Consider the following 22661-nt stretch of genomic DNA (forward strand, 5'->3'; position numbering starts at 1 on the left):
CGCTCCTTTCCTTAGGGTCGATCGAATTCAATACGTCTAGGTGCGATTTTTGAGCTTGCGGGCCAGTTCCCGCATGTTGCTCAGTTCTTCTTCGGACATATCGGGCTCGGCGCCGTGGTCCTCGACGACCGGCATCGCCGGCTTGCGCCGCGGTTGACCGCCGCGGGCGCGCCCTTGCCCGCCCTTGGCCGACGCCGGCCCCGCCTCCTCTTCGCCGCGCCGCCTGCGCTCGAGCGTCTGGTTCAGCTTCTCCTGCTCCCGTATGTACAGCACAGCTTTGTCGAACGTATCGATCCCTTTCGCCAGCATATTGGTGGCGATCGATTCGATGAAGCTTTTGGTCAGACGCTGCGAATGGTTCATGCCGAGCACATAGTGGATGAGAATATTAATGACGGGTTCCGGCAGCTTGTAGTTCAGGTCGATGCGCTCGAAGATGCGAACGAACGGATCGGGTACCGCGCCGGGGAAAAACCGTTCGAGAAAACGCGTATAGGGCTCTTTGCGGAGCATCTGATGGTACAGCTCGACCGTCACCGAGAGACCGAAGCGCTCCGGCACCGTTAGCGGCGGAAGCGCGGACGGCGGCGCTTCGGCCGCTCCGCCCTCGTCCGAAGGGGATTCCGCGCGGGACGCCCCTTCGCTTCGTGCGAGGTAGCGCTCTCGTTCCTCGCCGCGCTTGCGGTCCTGGCGGTAGATGAGATTGGCCCGGGCCTGCAGCTCGTCCCAGCGAAGCGTGCCATCGGCGCGGAAGATGCCGTCCTCGTCGAGCAGGCGGCTGATCTCCGGGATGTCGATGTCGTATTTGTAGGCCAGATAGTTGATCTGGGCCATCGATTGGGGCGCGTGCCCGAGCCGTTCGACGAAGCTTCGGTTGGCGGAGCCGCGCGGGAACCGCAGCAGCATGTCGCTGTGCCGGATGCGCTCCGGCAGCCCCGGCGGCCGGGCCGCTTCGCCGGCGGGCGCGCTCTCGGCAAGCGCCGCCTCCAGCTCGGGGTCGACCGTCGCCGCGTTGATCGTGAACAGCTCGTAAAAAGGCACCGTCACTTCCTCGCGGTTCAGGAACCGGGCGAGACCCGCCGGCTGGTCCGCGACTAGCGACTCGCGCAGCTCGAGGAGCGCGGGCTTGCCGATCTTGTCCCGCAGCAGGAGCGACAAATGCAGATTGGCGAAAAATTCGGGCGGGGACAGCGGGCGGAGCAGCACGTACTCGTACAACGTCTCCTCGGTCGCCGGATCGTGCTGGCGGTACACCTGCAGCAGGCCGACCGCCTCCAGCCTGGAGGCATGCTCGATGAGCGACTGGCGGCCCGCCGCGTTCAGCTCGAGCCCGAGGCCGAGGAACAGCTTGCGCTGCGAATCGGCGGGCGCATAGCCCGTCCGGTCGTCTCCCAAATGATGATAGAGCAGCAAATACAAACCGACGGCGAACGCGCCGACCATCGGTTGATAGAGTTGGGCCAGTACCTTCCGCTCCAGTCCGCTGAGCGCAAAGTCGCGCCATGCGGTGTAGCGGTGATTCTCCGTGAATTCGAGTTTGTTCGACACTCGCATGGCGGACTCGACAACCTTCTTTTCATAGAGTAGTCTTCCTATTGTATCATAAACGGCGCGCCCGCTGGATGAGAATTCGACAGGGGCGCGCCGTTGGATGCTGGAAAGATATTGCCGACCATCCCGCTCGGCATTACCCGCTCGGCATTACTATTGACGATCGGCGTCCGGCTTGCTAGGATCAACGCAACAGCTTCGATCGAATGGAGGCTTACCTATCCCATGTCCACCTTTCAACCTCAGTCCTACGGCGCCGACCGCGCCGCGAACGAAAAGCTGCTCCTCGAGCAGCTGCGCCACCTGATCGACGGCGAGCCGAACCGGATCGCCAATCTCGCCAACGCGTCGGCGCTGCTCCGGACGTATTTGACCGAGATCAACTGGGTCGGCTTTTACCTGCTCGAAGGCGGCGAACTCGTGCTCGGCCCTTTCCAAGGCTTGCCCGCCTGCGTGCGAATCCCGCTCGGACGGGGCGTATGCGGCACGTCGGCCGCCCGGGGCGAGACGATCCGGGTGCCGGACGTGCACCAGTTCCCGGGCCATATCGCCTGCGACGCCGCGTCCCAATCCGAGATCGTCGTCCCGCTGCGGTCGGCGGACGGCGAGCTGCTTGGCGTGCTCGACATCGACAGCCCGGTCAAGGCGCGCTTCGACGAGGACGATCAGCGGTTCCTCGAGCGGTTCGCGCTGACGCTGGGCATGGGGCTCTGAGCTTCCGGAATCCGCGAGGCTTCAAGATCTCCGATACTGGGGGAACGTAATCGTCATCCGCGTTCCCCGCCCCGGCTCCGACGCCACCGACACCCCGTACGCTTCGCCGAACAGCAGGCGGATGCGCTCCTGCACGTTTTTGAGCCCGTAACCCGACGTTTGCTGGGTCAGACTCGTCCGCTGCAGCTCGGGATCGAGGCCGGGACCGTTGTCCTCCACAGTGAACGCCACGTTCTCCCCGACCGTTCGCCCGACCAGGCGAAGCAGGCCGCGCCCCTCCATTTTGCAATCGATCCCGTGCTCGATGGCGTTCTCGACGATCGGCTGCAGCGCCAGATTGATCATGTCATACGCGTAGATGGCCTCCTCCAGGTCGTACTCGACGTCGAAGCTCCCGTCGTGCATGATGAGCTGGATTTTGATATAGCTCTGGACGTTGTCGATTTCGTCCCGTACCGAGATAAGATTGTTGCCCTTGTTCAAGGCGGTGCGATAAAACCGCGATAGCGTCGTAACCAGATCGCTGATATCCTCGGCATCCACCTGAAGCGCCTTCCAGTTGATGATGGACATCGTGTTGTACGATGTCCCACGTCCACTTGGAGTTGCCCCCGCTCCACCTCTCTCATTTTTTTGTTCAGATGATAGATCGGCTTGATCAGCGTGTGCGAGAACAGCCAGACCAGCACCACGATCGCGGTCGCTTTGACGATGCTGCTCGCGTCCACGGAGCCGCGATAAAAAATCATCAGATTCTTTGCTTTTATTTTGATTATTTGTCTGGTTCGCCGGAGAGGGGGGGAACCGGGCATGAAAAAAGACCGCTTTCCGATTCGTCGTCGGAAGCAGTCTTTTATTTCGGGTTCGTACGGGAAGCTTGAGCCTCTAAGGCTGGTAGGGCAGCCGTTCGCCGTCCGTCAAGTTGCGGTAGGACGGGTCGTAGTAGACGGTGAAATTCAAATTCAGCGTGATCGGCTTCTGCGCGTCGGCCTCGCTCGACGGCTTGGCCAGGCTGAAGGCGTCGACCGAGACGAGCCGCGGAAGCCGCTGCAGCCGGTCGATCCAGTCGAGGAGCTGCTCGTACTTGCCCTGGAGGACGACGGAAGCTTTCAGCTCCTTCACGCTCGGATAGGGCGACGTCTTCATCCCGAACATCGTCTGGAGCTGGTTCGTCTCCGCCGTCGAAAAGGTCGAGCCGAGCAGCTCCACGTCCGCGCCGCGCCCGATGGTTTGCAGATCGAGCAGCAATTGCTCGGTGTTGTCGGACAGCGGGAGAGCCGCTTGCACATCCGCCTGCGAAAAGCTCCCGGCTTCGCGGTTTTTCTCGGCCGCCTTGTCCGTCAGAATCCGAATCTGCCCGTTCAGGCGGTCGATCTCGTCCTTCTGATCGGAGAGGGAAGCGTTCAGCGGCTGCAGGAAGGTCAAATACCCGCCAAGCAGCAGCAGAAATAGCAGCACCACGGCGATGAAGATCAGCTTGCGTTTATCGGTCAGCGCCTCCATCGTTCCCATCGCCGGACTCCCCTCCTTCCGCGCCTTTGAAGCGAATCGTGTACGTCGCCGTCTTCGTCTTGTCCGCCGCTGTTTCGTCCGAGCCCGAAGCCCCGTTTTGAACGATCGACTGAAGCTGCGCGCCGGCGGCAAAGGTCATGCGGCGCAGATCGAACAGGTAGCGCGACGCTTGATCCAGCTCGCGGAAGCGGACGGTGATCCCCATCTGGCTGCCGCTGCTGTAGCTCACCGACTGCAGGATCGCGCCCTGCGGCAGCTTCGCCTTCAGCTCGTCCATGGCCGCCACGGCGTCCCGGCGGTGCGCACGGATGCCATCGATCGCTTCGACGGGATTAAGCTGTCCCGCCTGCGCGGAGCGGGCGCTCAGATTGTTTTGCAGCAAGGTGATCTGGTCCTGAAGCTGGCTCACGGTCTGCCGGTCCATCGCCAGGGTCGAGCGTCCGTCGACGTAGAAGTAAACGACGCCGGCCAGCGCCAGAAGCCAAAGCAGCAGCGCCCCGGACAGCAAGGCGGGGAGCAGCTTGGCCTCGCGGTCGACCTTCGGCAGCAGATCGATGCGCTGCTTGGCGGTCGGCCACAAGGCCAGCCCGATCGCCACGCGGTTCGCGTCTCCGTCCGCGTCGCCAAGCCTCGGCGCATAGGCGTCGAAGGAGACCGACTTGATGTTCATCTCCGGCTGCGTCTGACGCAGCTCCGCGAGCAGCTGCTCCCGCCCGGCGTCGGCGCCGACGAGGATCGCTTCGGTGATGCGCGTCTGCCCTTCGTGGATGCTGAACTGGTAGAAATTCAGCATCCGGGCGATCTCGGACGTCACTTCGGCCAATTGGCTCGCCGGCAGCGGCTCGTCCTGCTCCGTCTGCGGGCCGTACCGGACAATCGTGCGGGAGAAGACGGGATATCCGTCATGGAACATGTAGATCTCGAGCGCGCTGTCGTCCAGATTGATGAGCATCGTCTCGCTGAACGCCTCGTCCGACTGCTCGCGGATTGCACGCGCGAGCGCTGTCGCGGACAGCTCGACGGCGTTCACCCGAAGGCCGGCGCTTTCGATCAAGTCCACGTACTGACGGACCGCCAGCCGGGAGACGGCGAACACAAGCACCTGCGTGCTTTCCTCGTCTTCGCCGAGCTTGACGTAGTCGTGGACAGGGTCCTCGAAGGGGAGATGCAGCGTCGTCTCCACCTCGAGCGCCACCAGGCCGGACAGTGCCTTCGCATTCGTCGTCTGTATGCGCAGCCGGCGGATGATGACCTGGGAGGCGGGGATGGCCAGGGTCACGGAAGCCCCCTTCAGGCGCTCCTCCTGGACCCAGCGCGACAGTCGTTCTCGCAGCTGCTCGGGATCCGCGGGCTGATCGTCGGCGAACAGCTCCGGCAGGAGCGGCAGCGCGTGGACGGCGTCGATCTCCCATCCTTTTTTCTTTTTCAAGCGGACGAATCGTATCCCTGTCCGGTCCAAGGTGAGACCGATCGTCCTGGGGCGTCTTCCGAGCATCAATCGTTCACCTCCCGATTAGGACAAGATGGAAACATAGGCGGCGATCCATTGGGTGCCGTAGCCATAAGCGAGCAGCGCGCCGAAGGCCAAAAAAGGGCCGAACGGAATCGGCTGCTTGCGCTTTACGCGCCCCGTCGCCAGCAGCAGGAGGCCGACAATCGTCCCGGCCAGGCAAGCCGCCACGAGCGCTACCGGAATTTGCGGCAAGCCGATGATGCCGCCGAGCAGCGCGAACAGCTTAACGTCGCCGAGGCCCATTCCGCCCTTGGACAGCAGCGCGACGAGCAGCAGCAAGCCGCCGCCTACGACCGCGCCGAGCAGATGGCTCCAGATCGGTCCGTGCGGCGCCCACAGGCGGGCGATGGCGAGGATCGGCGCGAAGACGAGCAGCACGCGGTTCGGGATAAGCATGTAGCGGATGTCCGAGACGGTCACGATCACGCACAGGCTGACGAGCAGGCAGCCGATCAGCGTCTCCGGGCGCCAGCCGTAGGTCGCGTACGCCCATGCGAAGAGCAGGCCGGTCGCGGCTTCTCCCAGCGGATAGAGCGGCGAGACGCGCGTGCCGCAATGGCGGCATGTTCCCCGGCTCGCCAGCCAGCTCGCGATCGGGATCAAGTCGCGGCCCTTCAGCCGGGCACCGCATGCCGGGCACCGGGACGGCGGCCTGACGATCGACTCGCGCAGCGGGACGCGGAGTGCCACCACGTTAAAGAACGAGCCCAGCACGGCGCCGAGGACGAATAAATAGAAGGAAAGAAGGATGTCCATGTCGGGCGATGTTCGCTTTCACGTTTATTGGAAAAAAGGAACCTGTTGGAACGGTTCCTTTTTTTTGGGGGTTGGTTCGTTGTGGCTGGGTGGTTAGGAGCCAGGCGTTGGAGTTGGGGATTCTTTTTTGCCTTTTAATACTTCAGAAGCTAGATAAGTGTCTCCCTTGTCCGTCGAGTCTTTCAAAGTTACAGATGTCAATGTCCCTACTGTATCGCTATAGGTTATTACCGTTTTTGTTCCATCTAATTTATTTTTTGTACTAGGCAGCAATAACTCTTTGTCCAAATACCCTTTCCCCTGAATTTCTCCTAGGGTAATGCTTTTGCTTTCTGGGTAAACATTGTTCAATTCACTTGTTACGTACATACGAGATGCATCATAAATCTGCCTTGCCGTAGCCACGTCCGAATCGCTTTTCGACTTGTTAATGATGTTCCCGATGAGTGGAATCGCGATCGCCGCGATAACCGCCAGAATGACGATAACCGCCAAAAGCTCGATCAGGGTGAAGCCTTTCTCTTCCTTGTTCAGACGCTTTAAAATCGCTGCTTGCATCCTTATTCCTCCTATAAGATCCAATGGTTCGTTCGCATGAACGGCATGACTGACTGGACGCCCTATGTGCCAAGCGGTCCGCAAGGACGCTATGCAACTTTTCTGCGTGCGGGGTCCAAAGTGCCGCTGCAACGAAAGAAACTTTCGTTACAGCCCCCCCAAAACCGCACGAGCGCCGCCCCCGCTACTCCATTTGCCCGTACAGCGAGAACATCGGCAGCATGATCGCCGCGACGATCGTCCCGACGAGCGCCGCCAGGAACACGATGAGGAGCGGCTCCAGCAGCGACTTGAGGCGGTCGACGGTGTTCTCGACATCCATCTCGTAAAAGTCGGCGATCTTCTCCAGCATCTGGTCCAGCGCCCCCGTCTCCTCCCCGATCGCGATCATCTGCGTGACCATCGGCGGGAAAACCCATGCCCGCTTCAGCGGCTCGGAAAGCGGGTTGCCCTGCCGAAGCGAGTCGGCCGAGCTCCGCAGGCAGGCGGCGAAAATTTTGTTGCCGACCAGCTCCTCGACGATGCCGAGCGACTGGAGCACCGGCACCGCGCTCGCATATAGCGAGGAGAGCGTCCGCGTAATCTGGGCGATGGCGCCTTTTTGCCGGAGCTTGCCGAAGATCGGGATCTTCAGCTTGGCGTAGTCGATGTAGTAAGCGCCCTTGTCGGTCCGCTTGGCGATCTGGTAAGCCGCAACCGCCGCCACAATGGCAAGCAGCCAGACGTACCACTCGTGCTGGATGCTCTCGCTGAGCGACATGACGACGCGGGTGATGAGCGGCAGCTCCGCGTTCATGGAGGCGAACATCGAGACGAACTGCGGCACAACCGACTTCAGCAGGTAGACGACCGCCAGAATGGCAAGGATCCCGACGGCGAGCGGATACGTCATCGCGGACTTGATCTTCTCGCGCGTGACATGCTGCTTCTCGAAATATCTCGCCAGCCTTTCCAGCGTGCCTTCGATATCGCCCGTTTCCTCCCCGGCGTGCACCATGTTCACGAAGATAGCGGGGAAGATCCGCTTGAAATCCGCCGCCGCCCGCGAGAACGGAATGCCCCGCAGCAGGCTCGAATGGACGTCGATCAGCGCTTTTTTCAGCGCCTTGCTCTCCGTCTGCTCGGCCAGGATCGACGTCGCGTCGACGATCGTCACCCCGGCGCGCATGAGCGTCGCGAACTGGCGGCAGTACATAATGAAGTGCTCGTGCTTGACCGGATGGCCGATGTAAATTTCGGTCGACAGGATCGAGCTGCGCTGCTCGTTCAGCGACAGCACGACGAGGTTGCGCTTGCGCAGCTCCTCCATCGCCGCCGACTTGTTGGACGCGGAGAGCTTGCCGCGGATCTGACGGCCGGACGGGCTTTTGACCTGGTAGATGAAGTCGGCCATCAGACGCCTCCTTCCGCCAAATACGCGCGCGCGGATCCGGCATCGACGAGGCCGGCGACGAGCAACTCCTTGATCGACGTCTCGAGCGTGTGCATCCCGAATTGGCGGCCGGTCTGCATGAGGCTCTTGATCTGGTACGTCTTTTCCGTGCGGATCAGGTTGGCGACCGCCGGCGTATGGACGAGAATCTCGGTGGCGCACGCCCGGCCGCGTCCCTGCGGACCCGGCAGCAGCCGCTGCGAAACGACGGCGACGAGCACCGCGGCGAGCTGCGCGCGGATCTGCCCTTGCTGATGGCCCGGATACGCGTCGATGATCCGATCGATCGTCTGCGGGGCGTCCGTCGTATGCAGCGTCGCGAACACCAGATGCCCGGTCTCCGCGGCGGTGACCGCGGCGGAGATCGTCTCCGGGTCGCGCATCTCGCCGACCAGGATGACGTCGGGATCCTGCCGCAGCGCGGCGCGCAGCCCGCTCGCGAAGCTCTGCGTATCGCTGCCGACCTCGCGCTGGTCGATGATGCACGTGCCGTGTCCGTGCACGTATTCGATCGGGTCTTCGAGCGTCACGATGTGCTTGCACTCCGTCGTGTTGATCCGATGAATCATTGCGGCAAGCGTCGACGACTTGCCGCTGCCGGTCGGGCCTGTCACGAGCACGAGCCCCTGCGGCTTGGCGGCAAACGTCCCGAGCACCGGCGGCAACCGCAGCTGCTCGAGCGTCGGGACCGCCGCCGGGATCGCGCGGATCGCGACGCTCGCCTTGCCGCGCTGCCGGTAGGCGTTGATCCGGAACCGCGAGACGCCGTCCAGCTCGTAGGAAAAGTCCAGCTCTCCCGCCCGCTCGAAGCGCTCCGCCTGCGCCTCGCCGATCAGCGACAGCGCCATCGCGTAGACGTCGGCGGCAGCGATCGGCTCGGCGGCGGCCGGCTCGAGGACGCCGTTCACGCGGAGCATCGGCGGGGCGGCGGCCGACAGATGCAGGTCGGACGCCCCGCGTTCGTGCGCTTCGCGCAGCAGCGACAGCATGCGGCTATGCGGTGTATCCATCCTCTCGCCTCCTCGCTAATACGCGACCGTCTCGCGGATGACCTCCTGGAGCGTCGTGGTTCCGTCGACGACCTTGTTCAGCCCGTCGTCCAGCAGTCCGATCATCCCCTGCTCCACAGCGGCCCCCCGCATCTCTTCCACCGTCACGCCCTCCGAGATCAGCTTGCGCAGCCGGTCGTTCAGGGAGAGCGCCTCATGAATCGCGACGCGTCCGCGGTAGCCGGTTTTGTTGCAGTTGCCGCAGCCCGCGCCCCGGTAGAGATGCCGGACGCGGAGACCCCTGCCTTCGAGCAGATGAACTTCCTGCTGCGAAGGCTCGTACGCCGTCTTGCACTCCGGGCAGATCCGCCGGACGAGACGCTGCGCCACCACGCCGATCAGGGAGGAGGCGACGAGATACGGCTCGATGCCCATGTCCCGCAGCCGGGTCACGGTGCTGATCGCGTCGTTCGTATGCAGCGTGGAGAGCACGAGGTGGCCGGTGAGCGAGGCGCGAATGGCGATCTCCGCCGTCTCCGCGTCCCGGATCTCGCCGACCATGACGATGTTCGGATCCTGGCGGAGGATCGAGCGCAGCCCGGCCGCGAAGGTCAGGCCGATCGAGGGGTTGACGTGCACCTGGTTGATCCCCTCGAGTTGGTACTCCACCGGATCTTCGACGGTGATGATGTTCGTATGCTCCTGATTCAGGTGGTTCAGCGCCGAATACAGCGAGGTCGTCTTGCCGCTGCCGGTCGGACCCGTGATGAGAAGAATGCCGTAGGGACGCTCGATCATCTCACGGAACAGCTTGTAGTTATGGGGATGAAAGCCGAGCAGGTCGAGCGATTTGACGCCCGTGCTCAGATCGAGCAGCCGGAGCACGATCTTCTCCCCGTGGATCGTCGGCAGCGACGAGACGCGGATGTCGATCGTCCGCATGTCGAACTGCATCTTCATGCGCCCGTCCTGCGGCAGCCGCCGTTCGGCGATGTTGAGCCGGGCCATGATCTTGAGCCGGGCGGTAATGAAGCCTTGCATCTGCTTGGGGATCGTCCGCTCCGTACGCAGCACGCCGTCCAGGCGGTAGCGGATCGAGACGTGATGCTCGCCGGGATCGACGTGAATGTCGGATACTTTGAGCTGCATCGCCTGCTGGATCATCTGGTTCACCAGCCGCACGATGGGCGAGTCTTCGTTCGTAATCTCGGTCTCCCGGATCTCTTCCTGCGTCGGCAGCTCGACCATCAGCTGGCTCATCGAGTCCTGAAGCCCGTAATGGCGCGCGATCGCCCGCATCAGCTCGTCGCGGCTCGTGATCGCCGGCTCGATGCGAAAGCCGGTGCTCATCCGCAGCTCCTCGATCGCGAAGTAGTCGAGCGGATCGGCCATCGCGACGAGCAGCTTGCCGCCGTCCTTTTGAATCGGGATCGCTTGGTAGCGTCTCGCTAAATTCTCCGGGATGATCTGGATGATCGAAGGATCGATCTGATACTTGAACAGGCTGACGTGCGGGATGCCGAGCTGAAACTCCAGCACCTCGATCAGCTGCTGCTCGTTGATATAGCCGTGGGTGATGAGCAGATCGCCCAGCTTTTGCTTTGTCTTCCGCTGCTCCTGGAGCGCCTCTTGCAGCTGTTCCTCCGAGATGAGGCCGCTCTCGACGAGCAAATCTCCGAGTCTCTTTTTTACGATCGCCATCGCGCACCGCCAATTCCAGCAAGTAGTTCTATGTACCCATTCAACAACGCCGGCCTGTCACGAGGGTCATCCGCTCATTAAGACCTTGGTCATGAGCCGTTTGTACCATGATTTAACTCAAAGTGATTATATACTTTCGCCTATCAGGATGACAACAACCGAATTTCACGAGATTCATAGTCCTTTCGGATCGGTAAATTTTCCATGCACGCGAATCAAAATGTGATAGAATAGGGGCGAGGATTTATAGGTCTTTTATCCCACACAAACCTTTCGATAGATTCACGGCGTCATTGACGAGGGAGGAAGCGGAATGATCGGAATGGGTAAAAAAATCGTCGGCCTGGCGATGGCCATCGTGCTGGCGCTGTCGGCGGTAATCGCGCAGCCCGGACCGGCGCATGCGAACGAACTTGCCGCGGCTGCGACGGCGAACGCGCCGGAGATTCGGCTGCTGGAGGTGACGGACAGCGGAGCCTCGGATCTGGGCAAGCTGGCGGGATACGGCAGCCCCGCCATCCGCGTCGACACGGTCCGGATGAAGCAATTCGTCGCCTTGCGGGACGAGCTGGACGGCAAGTACGACGCGATTTACATCGGCAAAGGGAAATACAACGCGACGCTTGTCGGCACGAACCAGAACCACAATACGACCGACCTGATGAACGACATCACCGCGCTCAAGGCGAAGCAGATCAAGGAAGGCTACATCGATCGCGGCCTGCCGGTCATCGCGTACGCGCAAAAAGGAGCGGCCGGCCCGCTCTCCCAGACGAAGGCCGGCATCTTGCAATCCTTCTTCTCGCCGTACGTGGCCTCGTCTAGCGGCAACGTGCCTACGTCGAACAAGGAGAACGTTATTTTCGTCGGGGATGACGAATTGACCACCGCCCAGAAGTTCCTCGACAAGACCAAACTCCAGGCGCGCGCGACCCAGCGGCCGCGTCTCGTCGTCACCTCCGAACCGACCGACTATACGAACGATCCCGGCAAATGGTTTGTCGCCGGGGATACGCTGACTTACCGGTTCGACGTGGCCAACGTAGCCGATTGGAGCCAACGCCGGCTGGTTGCCAATCTGTATATGGGCATCGACGCGGTGCTGAAGTTCGGCGCGGACCAGCTCGTCGTAACGCAGCCCGTCGCCTCCCCGACCGGCAACACGCTCACCTTCCGCCTGCCAAAAGGGTACTCGGGCGTCCACTACTGGAAGTTGGAGCTGGTCGACCAAAACAGCACGCTGCGCGATATCGATACCGGGGTGCTTCTCTTCCGCGACCAGGTGACGAAGATCAGCGTCCTGCAGGTGCTGCCGAACAACGGCGACGCCAGCAGCTTGAAAAAGTCGGGCAACATGAACCAGAGCTATCTGTCCAGCGCCGACTACCAGATTTCCATTACGACGATGGGGATCGACGCGTTCAACAGCACGGGCTATCGCGAGCTGAACGGCAAATACGACATGCTGATCTTCGGCTTCGTCGACGAATACAACAGACTGGCGCCGATCAACGCGACCGCGGCGGCCGCCGTCAACGCCTTCATCAAAACCGGGCAGAGCGTCATGTTCACCCACGACACCGTCTATCAGGGCGACTCCAACTGGATCGGCTATTTCCAGCAGGCCACCGGCCAGGTGGACCCCAAGACCAACATGGGACTGAACGCCAAAGAGCCTTCGACGACGACCAAAAAGGTGAACGAAGGCTTGCTCACCCGCTTCCCCTTCGACATCAGCAAGCTGACGACCAAGGTCAACACGACGCACGATCAATATTTCGGCTTGAAGCTGGAGGACGAGAACCTCATTCCCTGGTACAACATCACCGGCGGAACGCGGGACTCCGACGACAGCTGGAACCATTACTATACTTACTCCTACGGCAACGTGACCTACTCGGGGACCGGGCATACGAACACCAACTTCCCCGATTGGGAGCAAAAGCTGTTCGTCAACACGATGTACCGGGCGTTCATCGGCTCGAACCATGCACCGATCCTGACGCTCTCCGCGCCGACGGATACGGCGACGACGAACAAGATCATCCCGTCCTACAACGACGTGCTGGTCAGCTACATCGCCGACGACTACGATCTGATCGACCTGAAGCTCAAGACCGAGGTCACCTTCAAATCCAAAGCGACGGGCGCCTCGGTTTGGCAGACCAAGCAGGTCAAAGCTCCGACCGAGACGCTCGCGGGCGAAATCCGCAACGAGACGTACGAGAATCCGCTGCCCGACGGGGGCGACCTGATCGTCGAAGTCAAGGCGACGGACAAGAGCGGCGCCTCGGCGATCAAGAGCGTGCAGACCAAGGTCGTCAAGGTGACGGCCAATGTCGACCTGTCCCGGACGGCGGGCGAGCCGGTCAAGGACGGCAAGATCGAGAAAAACACGCCGTTCGCGATGACCTACACGGTGACGCCGAAAGCGATCCCTTACCGGGACGGCATCGACGTCAAGGACCTGGTCATCCGCAGCTTCCGGCTGAACGAGAAGCTCCCTTCGAATCTGGAGCTCGTCCGCGCCGACGTTTCGCCGATCCTCCAGGACGCCGCGATCACGGGCACGCTCGCCGACGGCTACCGCCTCCAGGGCAAGCTTGCCGACATTCCGTATCGCCGCGAAGGTGCTTTCTTCGTCGCCGATCCGGTCAGCTTTACGGTGAAGACGACGCCCAAGGCGAACGGCAACTACTTGCTGAACGACGCCAGCCTGAGCTTTACCGACTTCTACGTCGAAGGAGCAACGGTGACCAAGGATATCGCAAGGACGCTCCAATTCCCGTCGCTCGCGATCGAAGGCGTCACCCGGATGACAAGCCTCGGCCTGACCGACATGGTCATCGCCAAGGACGAATCGTCCAAGCTGATTCCGACGATCGCCCCGGCCGACGCGACCAACAAAAATTTGACCTGGGTTTCGAACCGGCCGGACATCGTGACCGTCGACGCTTCGGGCGTCATCAAGGGCATCGCCGAAGGCCACGCCCAAATTACCGCCTCCGCGACGGACGGCAGCGGATTGACGGCGGTCGCGAACGTGACGGTCGTTATCCCGGGCCTCAACATCGTCGGTCCTTCGACGGTGAACGTGGACGACACGATCGATCTGAACGCCGTGCTGGTCACGGCCAACGAGCAGGTCGCTTCGGTATCCTGGTCGCTCGGCCTCGGACAGGAACGCAACGCGGATCTAAACGCCGCTCCCGGCAGCTTCCACGCGACGCTGACGGGCGTAAACGAAGGCTACGCCGACGTCACGGTTACCGTCCGCACGACCAAGCCGAACGTGTACGCCAAGACGTACCGCGTGGCCATCCGCCAGCCGATCCGCCTGACGCTGCCGCCGGAGATCCGGATCGGCAAAGGGGAAGCCTGGAAGCGCGACCTGTGGGCCGCGACGCTCGGCGTGACGCCCGAAAGCGCGCGAGACGGCATCCAGAGCTTCACAAGCTGGACGACGAGCGATGCCGGCGTCGCCCAGATCGGCGAGCGCAATGGCGTCGCATTCGGCGTCGCGGCCGGAACGGCCACGATCGCGGCCAGCTACCGGAAAAACGCGCGCACCGACCCGGTCGCTGCCTCGACCCGGCTCGTCGTCGTCGATCTCGACGTGCCAACCTCGATCACGATCACGCGCGGCCAAACATACAACTTGAAAGAGCGCATCGCTCCGCTGCCGGCCGACCTGGGCGCCGGCATCCTGGACCGGTTGACGTGGAGCGGCGAGCCGGACAAGACTTTCGTCTCGGTGGACGCGACAGGCGTCGTGACGGGGCTGACGCCAGGCACCGAGACGATCTCCGTGACGTACCGGGAACAGGATGTCGGTCCGGTCATTCTCTCCAAAGACATCCGCGTCAACGTCGTCGACCTGGGTCTGCCCGAGACAAAGGAAATCCCGGCCGGGCTGAGCCTCCCGCTGCCGGCGCTGCTGAACGTCGCGCCGGGCTGGCTGGCCCAGGAAGTGAAGACGAACTTGACGTGGCGCGACGAACCCGGCAACGACGCGGTCTCGCTCGCGGCCGACGGCACCGCCTTCGGCGTGCGGCCCGGCGAGGAGAGGATCGTCGCCGTCTACCGTCCCGCAGACGGCAGCCCGGCCATCGAGGGCAGCCTGATCGTCAAGGTGTCGAAGGTTAGCCTCACGTTGCCGCCTTCCGTCACCGTAGAGGTCGGCAAGCAGGCGAAGCTCCTCGAGAAGCTCGGCATTGCGCCTGGCGACTGGAAGGACGCCATCGGACGCCAGGTGAGCTGGTCGGCCGACGGATCGAAAGCCAAAGTCGAAGCCGCCGGCACGGCGAACGGACTTGCGCCCGGCACCGGCTATGTCAAAGCGCTTTATACGAATCCGTTGACCCGGACGACGGATGCGGAAGCCGAAACGGCGCTCCGCGTCGTGAAGCTGTCGCTGCCGGCCGAGCTGACCATCGGTCAGGGGCAGACTTACGACCTGATCGGCGATTTGAAGATCGAGCCGGCGGAGCGCCGCCAGGACATCTTGAGCCGGGTCACGCTGTCGGACGAAGCCGGCAAAGACTTCGTCGCCGTCGCGAACCCCGACGCCTGCAAATCCCCCGGGTCGGAGGAGTGCGGCATCCTGAACGGTCTGAAGCCGGGAACCGAGCAGGTTACCGTCACCTATTGGCCGGCGGACGGCGAAGCGATCCGCAAGACGGTGGCCGTCACCGTCACGGAGCTGAATCTGGGTCCCGACCAGACGTTGACGCTGAAGCTGCAATCCGTCTACGATCTGTATGACGACCTGCTTGCCAAGCAGCCCGCATATGTCAAGCAAGGGCTTGTCTGGTCCATCGCTGGCAACGCGTCGGAAATCTCGAGCGCCGGCCGTCTGAAAGCCTCCGCCCTGGGCATTGCCAAGGTCAAGGTCGCCTTCAAGCAGTCGCCTGCCGGACCGGAGCTGGCCTCCCGGACGTTCACCGTCCGGATCGTCTACCTGGAACGGCCGCCGACCGGCCTCGACCTGTCGTTCGGCGAATCGTACGACCTGGTGAACGGAACCAAGGACAAAGGAAAGCTCTCCCTGCAGCCCGCTTCGCTGCCGGCCGAAGTGCGGCAGGAGGTGCTGGACATGATCCGGTGGTCGGACGAGCCCGGCCAATCGATCGCTTCCGTCGACGCGCGCGGCGTCGTCACCGCGGGGACGAAGGCCGGCCAGGAACATATAACGATGCGTTTGGTCTACTCCGACGGGCAAGCCGATCAGTTCACCACCGTCGTCAAAGTCAAAGACAGCACGCCTCCCTCCGCGTCCGGAGACCGGTATTGAGTCGGCCGAGCCTAAGAACACGACAAGCCCCCGTCCGCATGCGGACGGGGGTTTCGTGTCGATCGTCAAAGTTCAGGGACTCGTTCCTTCTGAAAGCGCGTCGGCGAAACGCTTTTTGCCGACCGTGATGTTGATCTGGTCGACGCGCGGCAGGCCGACGTATTGATCTTGATAGATCTTGTCGTTGTAGGCGACGATGAACCGGGATTGGAGCCGCGTCGGTTCGGATGTTTCAAACCCGCGGTCCAGCGGGAAGTCATTTTTCACGTCGAAGATCAAATCTTCCGCGCCTTCGGCCGTGTTGCCTAGCACCGCGTTCACCCGAATCGATTTTTTGGCGAAGAAGCCGCCTTTGATCCAGAACGCCGAGCCCACGCCGTACAGCTCCGCCTCGTCGTCCGTATAGAAGAACGCGTTCAGGATCGCCGGAGCGGCGGCCGGAGCGGCGTCCTGACCGAAGGGCGCGCCGATCGGATTAAACGCGTCGACGCGGTTAATGAGCACCTTGCCTTTGGAAATCAGCAGCAGCTCCCGGCCATCGAGCGGATAGATCGTTGCGTCCTCGATCGTCGCGCCGCCAAGCGCGATGATCGTCGCATCCATCTTGACCTCGCCCTTGATCCAAACGTTTCCGGTCACCAGCATATTCCCCCGGATCTCCATCGGATGATCGGACCCCGCGTACGAATTGTCGATCGTCAGGTCGCCGCCGACGACGAGCCAGTTGCTTTTGTAAAAGTTGCCGTTCTGCGGGCGAGAGGCCTTGGCCGATTCCGAATACAAAATCTTCTGGAACTCGCCTCCGTCGATTAGAAGATTTCCCGGGAACAGCACCGACTCCGTCAACGCTTCTCCGTTCAACAGGCTGTATCGCCGCATCTCCTCCTCGAACGCGGCGATCTGCTCGTCGGTCGGATCTTTGTTCGGATCTTCGCTCAGGACGGGTTTGGTCGTCGGCATGATCCGGGATGTCGGGAACTGCCCGAGAAGGCCGCCGATGCTGTCGCCGGACGTCGGCTTCGGCGCGCCGATCGCTTCCGCCAACTTGTCCTTGAAGGACTCGGCGACGTTCATCGAGACGAACTTTTTGCGCGAACGGAATTGGAAGCGGTCGAGCGGCAATCCGATGATCGTTTGAAGCGCGTCGACATTCGTCTGCTTCACCGGGACCGTCTCGTAGTCGCCGGCCGCGCTGTTGCAGCGCGCCGCATCCTTGCACACGCGCACGCTGTTTTCATCCTGCAAATAGAGGTAGCTGTCGGCGGCCACCGTCGGAAAGGCGGTTGCTTCTCTTCCCGCATTCGAACGATAGACGTATTCCGCGTGGTTTTGAATCCACAGCTTGCCGCCCGCATAGACGTTCCCCAGAAAGTAAGGCGCTCCATTCAGGTACACCTCCTCTTCCGAACCGAACGCATACTTCAAAAACTCGGGGTATGTGTTGACGACGATATCCTGCGCCAGCGTCCGTACGACGCCGTCCACGTTCGCTTTGGCCGTCACTTTGATCGTAAAATCCTTGGTTTTGACGCCGCCGATCGGCTGTCCGTCTTCGCCTCCGTCCGGCTCGAACGACTCGATCCGGCCCCACGCTTCCCGGCCCAGATCGCTGCTTCGTTCCTTGCCGGCGTTGATCTGCGCCTTGATCGCCGCGAGGTCGTCCGGCAGCGTGTCCAGATCGATGTCCTCCCGCCCCTCGAAGTAGGCGGCCACCCGCGCCGCCGCTTCGTTCAGCGCCATCTCGGCCAAATGCAGGCTCTGCACGTCCTTCTCCCGCGTCGCCGACCGCTGCGCGCCGCCGACCGTCGCCCCGATGATCGCGATGCCGAGCATCGTGAACAGAAGGATCATGAACACGACGAGCAGCAGCGCCGAGCCGCGCTGCCCTTGCGTACCGCTAGCTTCCATGGCTGTGCCCCCTAAAATCCGAATCGGCTGTCCAGCGTCAGCCGCTGCTCCCGCCCGCCGTACGATTGCGACAGCGTCAGCGACACCTCGATGAGGCCGCTCGCGCATTCGCTCGCCATACCGCGGCAGCTCACCCGGATGCGGGACGTATCCGTCAGCGTCGACTTCGTTTCTACCACAGCGTCGTTCGACCCGGTCTTGTCGATATGCAGCGCCCCGCCTTCGATCCGGATCGCGGGATTGCCCGCGTCTCCGATCAGCCGGATGCCGTTCGCCGTCTGCGCGACGGATTTCGGCCCGTAGTCGTACAGCTCCTGCATGACGGTCGACATGAGCAGATCGCCTTCGTCGCGCAGCGAATTTTCGATCGTAATTTTGTGATAGGCGGCCATGCCGAAGTGAAGAACCGCATAAATCGTCAGGGAAACGATCGAGAGCAGCGACAGCGCCGCGATCAGCTCGATCAACGTATAGCCGCCCTCTTCCCGCCGGAGGCGCTTAACGAATGCGCTCATTGGTGAGATACCCCTCCACTTCGGCCGAATTTCGCTTGCCGCCCGCGGCTCCTTCGCTTTCGATCCGGATCCGGATCGGGATCAGAAACTTTTCGAGCTTCTCTTTGTCGGCGTCGGCGTCGCCGCCGGCCGGCGGCAGGCGGGTCACCTCGGCCGCGTATGATCGCCCGTTTACGACCGGACGCAGCGCCTCCCATAGATAGGGCGTGGCTTTGAAAAGCTCCGTGCGTTCCGCATCGTCTGCGCACACCACTTGGCTCGGCCCGTCCGGGGCTTCAATCGCTTGGCACCCCTCCGTCGACAAGATCCTATGTTGACCAAGATAGCCGTTGAAGGCGTCGAAGCTCGTCTTTTCCAGAAAAAACAGCGCGTTACGCGCCAGATGGACGGCAACGGTCTTGTTCTGGTTGCCTTTGGCGTAGGACATGGCATGGACGAAAAAAGCCGTCAGCGACAAGGACACCACCGACAGAATGGTCACGGCCGCCAAAACCTCGAGCAGCGTAAAACCGGTTTCTTGCTTTCGCCACGCCTTCATCATCTGTTACCTTCTTCCTATTTCAATCAAGTACTTAAGTCCTACATTCTCTCTCATCTTACCATATTCCTCCTTCGGTGGACACGAGATTCGGAGCGTGAGAGATTTGCGGGTTGGAGCAACGAGAGGACGGACGGTCAGCGCGAAGAGAGTCCATCGTCCGGAAAGCGAAAAAAAGCCGATAGCGCTGCCTTACGGCAGTCTATCGGCTCTTGGCGAGAAACGCGCGTACTAGGATTGTTGGCGGACGGACTCTTTGCGGAAAACCCACAGCTTGCTCCCGGTATAGTTGACGGCGAGCGATGCGAACACCGACAACAGCTTCGCTATGATCGGCGAGAACCCGATCCCTCGCTCGAAGGCGAGCAGGACGCCCGTCGCGAACAGAAACGACAGCAAATTCACGATGCCGAACCGGATCAGCTCCCGCGCGTCGCGCTTGCCCCCGGTCTGGAACGTCCAGCGCTTGTTCCACCAGTAGCTGTTGAGAAACGCCACGAAATACGAAATGAACTGCGAAGGCGTCGACGACAGCCCGAGCCCGTACACGAGAGCGGCGAACAGCGCCACGTCGATGCCCGTGTTCATGCCGCCGACGAGCGCGAACTTGAACAATCTTCTCCATTCCTGCAGCATGGTCTTGCTCCTCTCCACGTCGGCCGAAGCCGCGTCAGAACATTCGGTATCCGCCCCGGCGCAGCGCGCGGATCGCCCACCCGCTCACCAAGGCGCCGCCGATGCCCGCAAGCAGCGGAAGCGTGAAGACGCCGAAAAACGCCAATACGCTGAGCTCCGGATCCCAGAAATACCACACGCTCAGCGGCAGGACGATCAGAACATATAGCCACGTCGGCAACCACGTCGTTTTAATTAACATATTCAAGATGAAGCCGATTCCGAAAAACAATACGAAGACGAGCAGCGTCCCCACGATCTCTTGCACCAACTCGCGCATGACTAATTGGATTCCTCCCAACTTGATTTCCATCCTTAGTTTACAAGATCGCTTTCCCGCGAGTCAACGCGCGAAGCGGCGGTTTGCCCGGGGTTCGCAATTAGGCTAAAATGAGAAAAGCCCTGTTGACTGTTCTAAAGGAGAGATGATGCTTTCATGAGCGAAGCCGCACAAACGCTGGATGGCTGGTATGCCCTGCACGATTTTCGTACGATCGATTGGACCGCCTGGAAAGAAGCGACCGAGGCGGAGCGCGAGGCGGCCCGCCGGGAGCTGCTGGCTCTCGTCGCCGACTGGGAAGCGGTCGAGGCCCGCAAGGAAGGCAGCCTGGCCCTCTACAGCATCGTCGGGCAGAAGGCCGATCTGGTCTTCATGCACCTTCGCGAAACGCTGGAAGAGCTGAACGCCGTCGAGAACGCGTTTAACCGCTCGGCATTCGCCCGGTTTGCAAAGCCCGCCTATTCCTATGTGAGCGTAGTCGAGCTCAGCAACTATATGGCGGCGCCGGGCGTCGATCCGATGCAGGTGCCGGAAATCGTGGCGAGGCTCAAGCCGACGCTGCCGAAGTCGAACCATATCTGCTTCTATCCGATGAACAAGCGGCGCCTGCTTGGGGACAACTGGTACATGCTCCCGATGGAAGACCGCAAAGCGATGATGCGCAGCCACGGTATGATCGGCCGCAGCTACGCGGGCAAGGTCAAGCAGATTATTACCGGCTCCGTCGGCTTCGACGACTGGGAGTGGGGCGTCACGCTGTTCGCGGACGATTCCCTGCAGTTCAAGAAGCTCGTCTACGAGATGCGCTTTGACGAAGTGAGCGCGCGCTATGGCGAGTTCGGCCCGTTCTACGTCGGCAACCGCCTGACGAACGACGCGTTGGGCGCGCTGCTGAAGTAACCGCCTTCTCCGTTCGCCAAAAAGCCGCCCCCGACAGCGATACGCGCTGCGGGGGCGGCTTTGTTGATTCAGTCGTCGTCTTCGTCCAGCTGCTTCATCTGGGCTTCCCATTCGGCCCGACGGCGCTCCTCGAGATATTCCTGCGTCTTGCGGTCGCGCTCGCGCCCCTTCTCCTTCAGCCGTTCGATGCCGGGCTGGATGAGCAGGTCGACCTCGGCCTGCACGATGGCAGACAGATCGTACCGCGATTGCGACTCGAGGTAGCTTCCGACCTCCATCAACGCGTTGTAGCGGTCCAGTTCGTCCCGGGTCAGCAGACCCCGGACCTGCACGCTGCAGTGGCGCATTAGAGGAACTTGCCCTTGCGCAGGACAAGCGGAATGCCGCCGATGATGAACAGATACCGCAGATCGATCAGCTTTTTCAGCCATGCGGCGACGCGGCCTTTGTATTTCTTGCCGAAGGCCATGCCGATCGCTTCGCCCTTGCCGAGCGACGCCACCGTGCCCTTGTTTTGGAACACGAACGGCTTCAGCGACTGGTTGCGGATCGAGGCGACGAGGTTGTGCGCGCAATTGACGCCTTGCTGCATCGCGATCTGCGCCGTCGGAGGGTACGGACGGCCTTCGGGATTGAACATGAGCGAGTTGTCGCCGAGCACGAAGATATTCTCATGGCCCGGCGCCCGAAGGAACTCATCGACTTTGACGCGGCCGCGCATCGTCTCAAAGCCGGCTTCCTCGATCAAGCGGTTGCCCCGCACGCCGCCGGACCAAATGACGGTCTGCGACTTGATCTCTTCGCCTTCGCCGACGATGACGCCGTCCGGGGTGCATTCCTTGATGGCCGTGCCGATGCGGAACGTGACGCCCTTCTTGCGGAGCACGTTCATCGCGTATTCGACCAGCTCCGGATCGAAGCCCGGAAGCGCCGTCGGCGCCGCTTCGACGTTGATGACCTTGACCAGCGACTGATCGACGTCGAACTGCTTGCACAGCTCGGGAATCCGGTCCGCCAGCTCGCCGATGAACTCGATGCCCGTGAAGCCGGCGCCGCCCACGACGAACGTCAGGTAGTCCGTCCGATGGGGCTCGCGCTTGAAGCGGGCGAACTGGTATTCGATATGCTCGCGGATGAGCCGCACGGAATTGATGGATCGGATGGTGAACGCGTTTTCCGCCATGCCCGGAATGCCGAACGTTTCGGATTCGCCGCCGAGTCCGATGACCAGGTAGTCGTAGGACAGCGTCCCGTCCTCCAGGATGACCTTGCGGTCCTGCGGCCGGATTTGCACGACCGTGGACTTGACGAAGTCGATCTTGAACTCGTCGATGAGCTTGGAGATGCTCACGCGCGCGTTGTCGGGATGATCCGTGCCCGCGGCGGGCATATGCAGATGGGTCGTAATATAATGATAATCGTGTTTATTGACAAGGGTGACGTCCGCTTCATTATAATTAAGTTCTTTCTGTAGACGAAGGGACGTCAATACGCCGCCGTATCCGGCGCCCAGGATGACGATTTTAGGTATGCTGCTCATGGTAATCCCATCCAATCCTAATGTGGTGTTAAATTGTGAAAAAATCCACAATGTCTACCGACAAGTTTCTCTCTTTTGCCGTCACATGAATCATATCGGTTATGCCTTTTCTTTTCAAGGTTCATTTTCACAAAATCGTTTGGACATCTCCACAAAATTGCCTTGTCCAAAGCCGCGTCCTTACCCATCATTCGACAATTGTGCGTCCGGTATTCCTTTGCCCGATCGACAAGTTTATAATGAGGAAAAGACTGGCGCGAAAGGCGCATTTGACGGAGGTGGCAAT

19 protein-coding genes are annotated in these 22661 nt (G+C 61.4%); 3 read left to right on the forward strand and 16 right to left on the reverse strand.

All coding sequences use genetic code 11. From position 1 onward, the window contains the following. Positions 1-36: 36 nt before the first annotated feature. Positions 37-1554, reverse strand: a complete 1518-nt coding sequence (locus LKX83_RS16140) for a DnaD domain protein (RefSeq protein ID WP_227883316.1) — start codon at positions 1552-1554, stop codon at positions 37-39. A gap of 222 nt (positions 1555-1776) precedes the next feature. On the opposite strand from LKX83_RS16140, the gene LKX83_RS16145 reads away from it, so the two are divergent. Beyond that, positions 1777-2265, forward strand: coding sequence for a GAF domain-containing protein (locus LKX83_RS16145; protein WP_227883317.1), 489 nt, complete (start codon positions 1777-1779; stop codon positions 2263-2265). A 21-nt stretch (positions 2266-2286) separates the two neighbouring features. Here LKX83_RS16145 and LKX83_RS16150 read toward each other — a convergent pair whose 3' ends face one another. From LKX83_RS16150 to LKX83_RS16185, 8 genes are all read right to left on the reverse strand, one after another. Beyond that, positions 2287-2838, reverse strand: a complete 552-nt coding sequence (locus LKX83_RS16150; RefSeq protein WP_227883318.1) for a sensor histidine kinase — start codon at positions 2836-2838, stop codon at positions 2287-2289. Between the two features lie 312 nt (positions 2839-3150). Further along, a complete protein-coding gene (pilO, locus tag LKX83_RS16155) occupies positions 3151-3777 on the reverse strand; it encodes a type 4a pilus biogenesis protein PilO (RefSeq protein ID WP_227883319.1) in 627 nt (208 codons plus the stop codon). Further along, a complete protein-coding gene (pilM, locus tag LKX83_RS16160) occupies positions 3749-5272 on the reverse strand; it encodes a pilus assembly protein PilM (RefSeq protein WP_227883320.1) in 1524 nt (507 codons plus the stop codon). Before pilM ends, pilO begins: the two co-directional genes overlap by 29 nt. An 18-nt stretch (positions 5273-5290) precedes the next feature. Then, a complete protein-coding gene (locus LKX83_RS16165) occupies positions 5291-6046 on the reverse strand; it encodes a prepilin peptidase (protein WP_227883321.1) in 756 nt (251 codons plus the stop codon). 93 nt (positions 6047-6139) lie between these two features. Next, entirely contained in the window at positions 6140-6604 is a 465-nt protein-coding gene (locus tag LKX83_RS16170; protein WP_227883322.1) for a prepilin-type N-terminal cleavage/methylation domain-containing protein, read from the reverse strand. Between the two features lie 184 nt (positions 6605-6788). Further along, complete coding sequence (locus tag LKX83_RS16175; protein ID WP_227883323.1) at positions 6789-7997, reverse strand: type II secretion system F family protein; 1209 nt, start codon at positions 7995-7997, stop codon at positions 6789-6791. Then, entirely contained in the window at positions 7997-9046 is a 1050-nt protein-coding gene (locus LKX83_RS16180; protein ID WP_227883324.1) for a type IV pilus twitching motility protein PilT, read from the reverse strand. Before LKX83_RS16180 ends, LKX83_RS16175 begins: the two co-directional genes overlap by 1 nt. A 15-nt stretch (positions 9047-9061) precedes the next feature. Next, positions 9062-10726 carry a GspE/PulE family protein gene (locus tag LKX83_RS16185; RefSeq protein WP_227883325.1) on the reverse strand — a complete coding sequence of 555 codons (1665 nt, stop codon included), beginning with the start codon at positions 10724-10726 and terminating at the stop codon, positions 9062-9064. Positions 10727-11039: 313 nt separating this feature from the next. Here LKX83_RS16185 and LKX83_RS16190 point away from each other — a divergent pair, with 313 nt between their 5' ends. Then, positions 11040-16019: a DUF5057 domain-containing protein gene (locus tag LKX83_RS16190; protein WP_227883326.1), complete on the forward strand. Its 4980-nt coding sequence runs from the start codon at positions 11040-11042 to the stop codon at positions 16017-16019. Positions 16020-16091: 72 nt separating this feature from the next. Here LKX83_RS16190 and LKX83_RS16195 read toward each other — a convergent pair whose 3' ends face one another. From LKX83_RS16195 to LKX83_RS16215, 5 genes are all read right to left on the reverse strand, one after another. Next, positions 16092-17927: a hypothetical protein gene (locus LKX83_RS16195; RefSeq protein WP_227883327.1), complete on the reverse strand. Its 1836-nt coding sequence runs from the start codon at positions 17925-17927 to the stop codon at positions 16092-16094. Positions 17928-17938: 11 nt separating this feature from the next. Then, positions 17939-18442 (reverse strand): PulJ/GspJ family protein, encoded by a 504-nt coding sequence (locus tag LKX83_RS16200; RefSeq protein WP_227883328.1) that lies wholly within the window; start codon positions 18440-18442, stop codon positions 17939-17941. Next, a complete protein-coding gene (locus tag LKX83_RS16205) occupies positions 18426-18980 on the reverse strand; it encodes a type IV pilus modification PilV family protein (protein ID WP_227883329.1) in 555 nt (184 codons plus the stop codon). Before LKX83_RS16205 ends, LKX83_RS16200 begins: the two co-directional genes overlap by 17 nt. 231 nt (positions 18981-19211) lie before the next feature. After that, on the reverse strand, positions 19212-19616 hold the full coding sequence (locus tag LKX83_RS16210) for a GtrA family protein (RefSeq protein WP_227883330.1): 405 nt from the start codon (positions 19614-19616) through the stop codon (positions 19212-19214). 34 nt (positions 19617-19650) lie between these two features. Beyond that, on the reverse strand, positions 19651-19935 hold the full coding sequence (locus LKX83_RS16215) for a YuiB family protein (RefSeq protein ID WP_227883331.1): 285 nt from the start codon (positions 19933-19935) through the stop codon (positions 19651-19653). 156 nt (positions 19936-20091) lie between these two features. Here LKX83_RS16215 and hemQ point away from each other — a divergent pair, with 156 nt between their 5' ends. Continuing rightward, complete coding sequence (gene hemQ, locus LKX83_RS16220; protein ID WP_227883332.1) at positions 20092-20835, forward strand: hydrogen peroxide-dependent heme synthase; 744 nt, start codon at positions 20092-20094, stop codon at positions 20833-20835. Between the two features lie 68 nt (positions 20836-20903). Here the strand turns inward: hemQ and LKX83_RS16225 are convergent, their stop codons facing one another. Then, positions 20904-21182 carry a hypothetical protein gene (locus tag LKX83_RS16225; protein WP_227883333.1) on the reverse strand — a complete coding sequence of 93 codons (279 nt, stop codon included), beginning with the start codon at positions 21180-21182 and terminating at the stop codon, positions 20904-20906. Further along, entirely contained in the window at positions 21182-22375 is a 1194-nt protein-coding gene (locus LKX83_RS16230; protein ID WP_227883334.1) for an NAD(P)/FAD-dependent oxidoreductase, read from the reverse strand. The genes LKX83_RS16225 and LKX83_RS16230 overlap by 1 nt, the downstream gene beginning before the upstream one ends. Positions 22376-22661: the final 286 nt, after the last annotated feature.

This window comes from Cohnella baijiui (genome assembly GCF_020731285.1).
Classification (GTDB): domain Bacteria; phylum Bacillota; class Bacilli; order Paenibacillales; family Paenibacillaceae; genus Cohnella.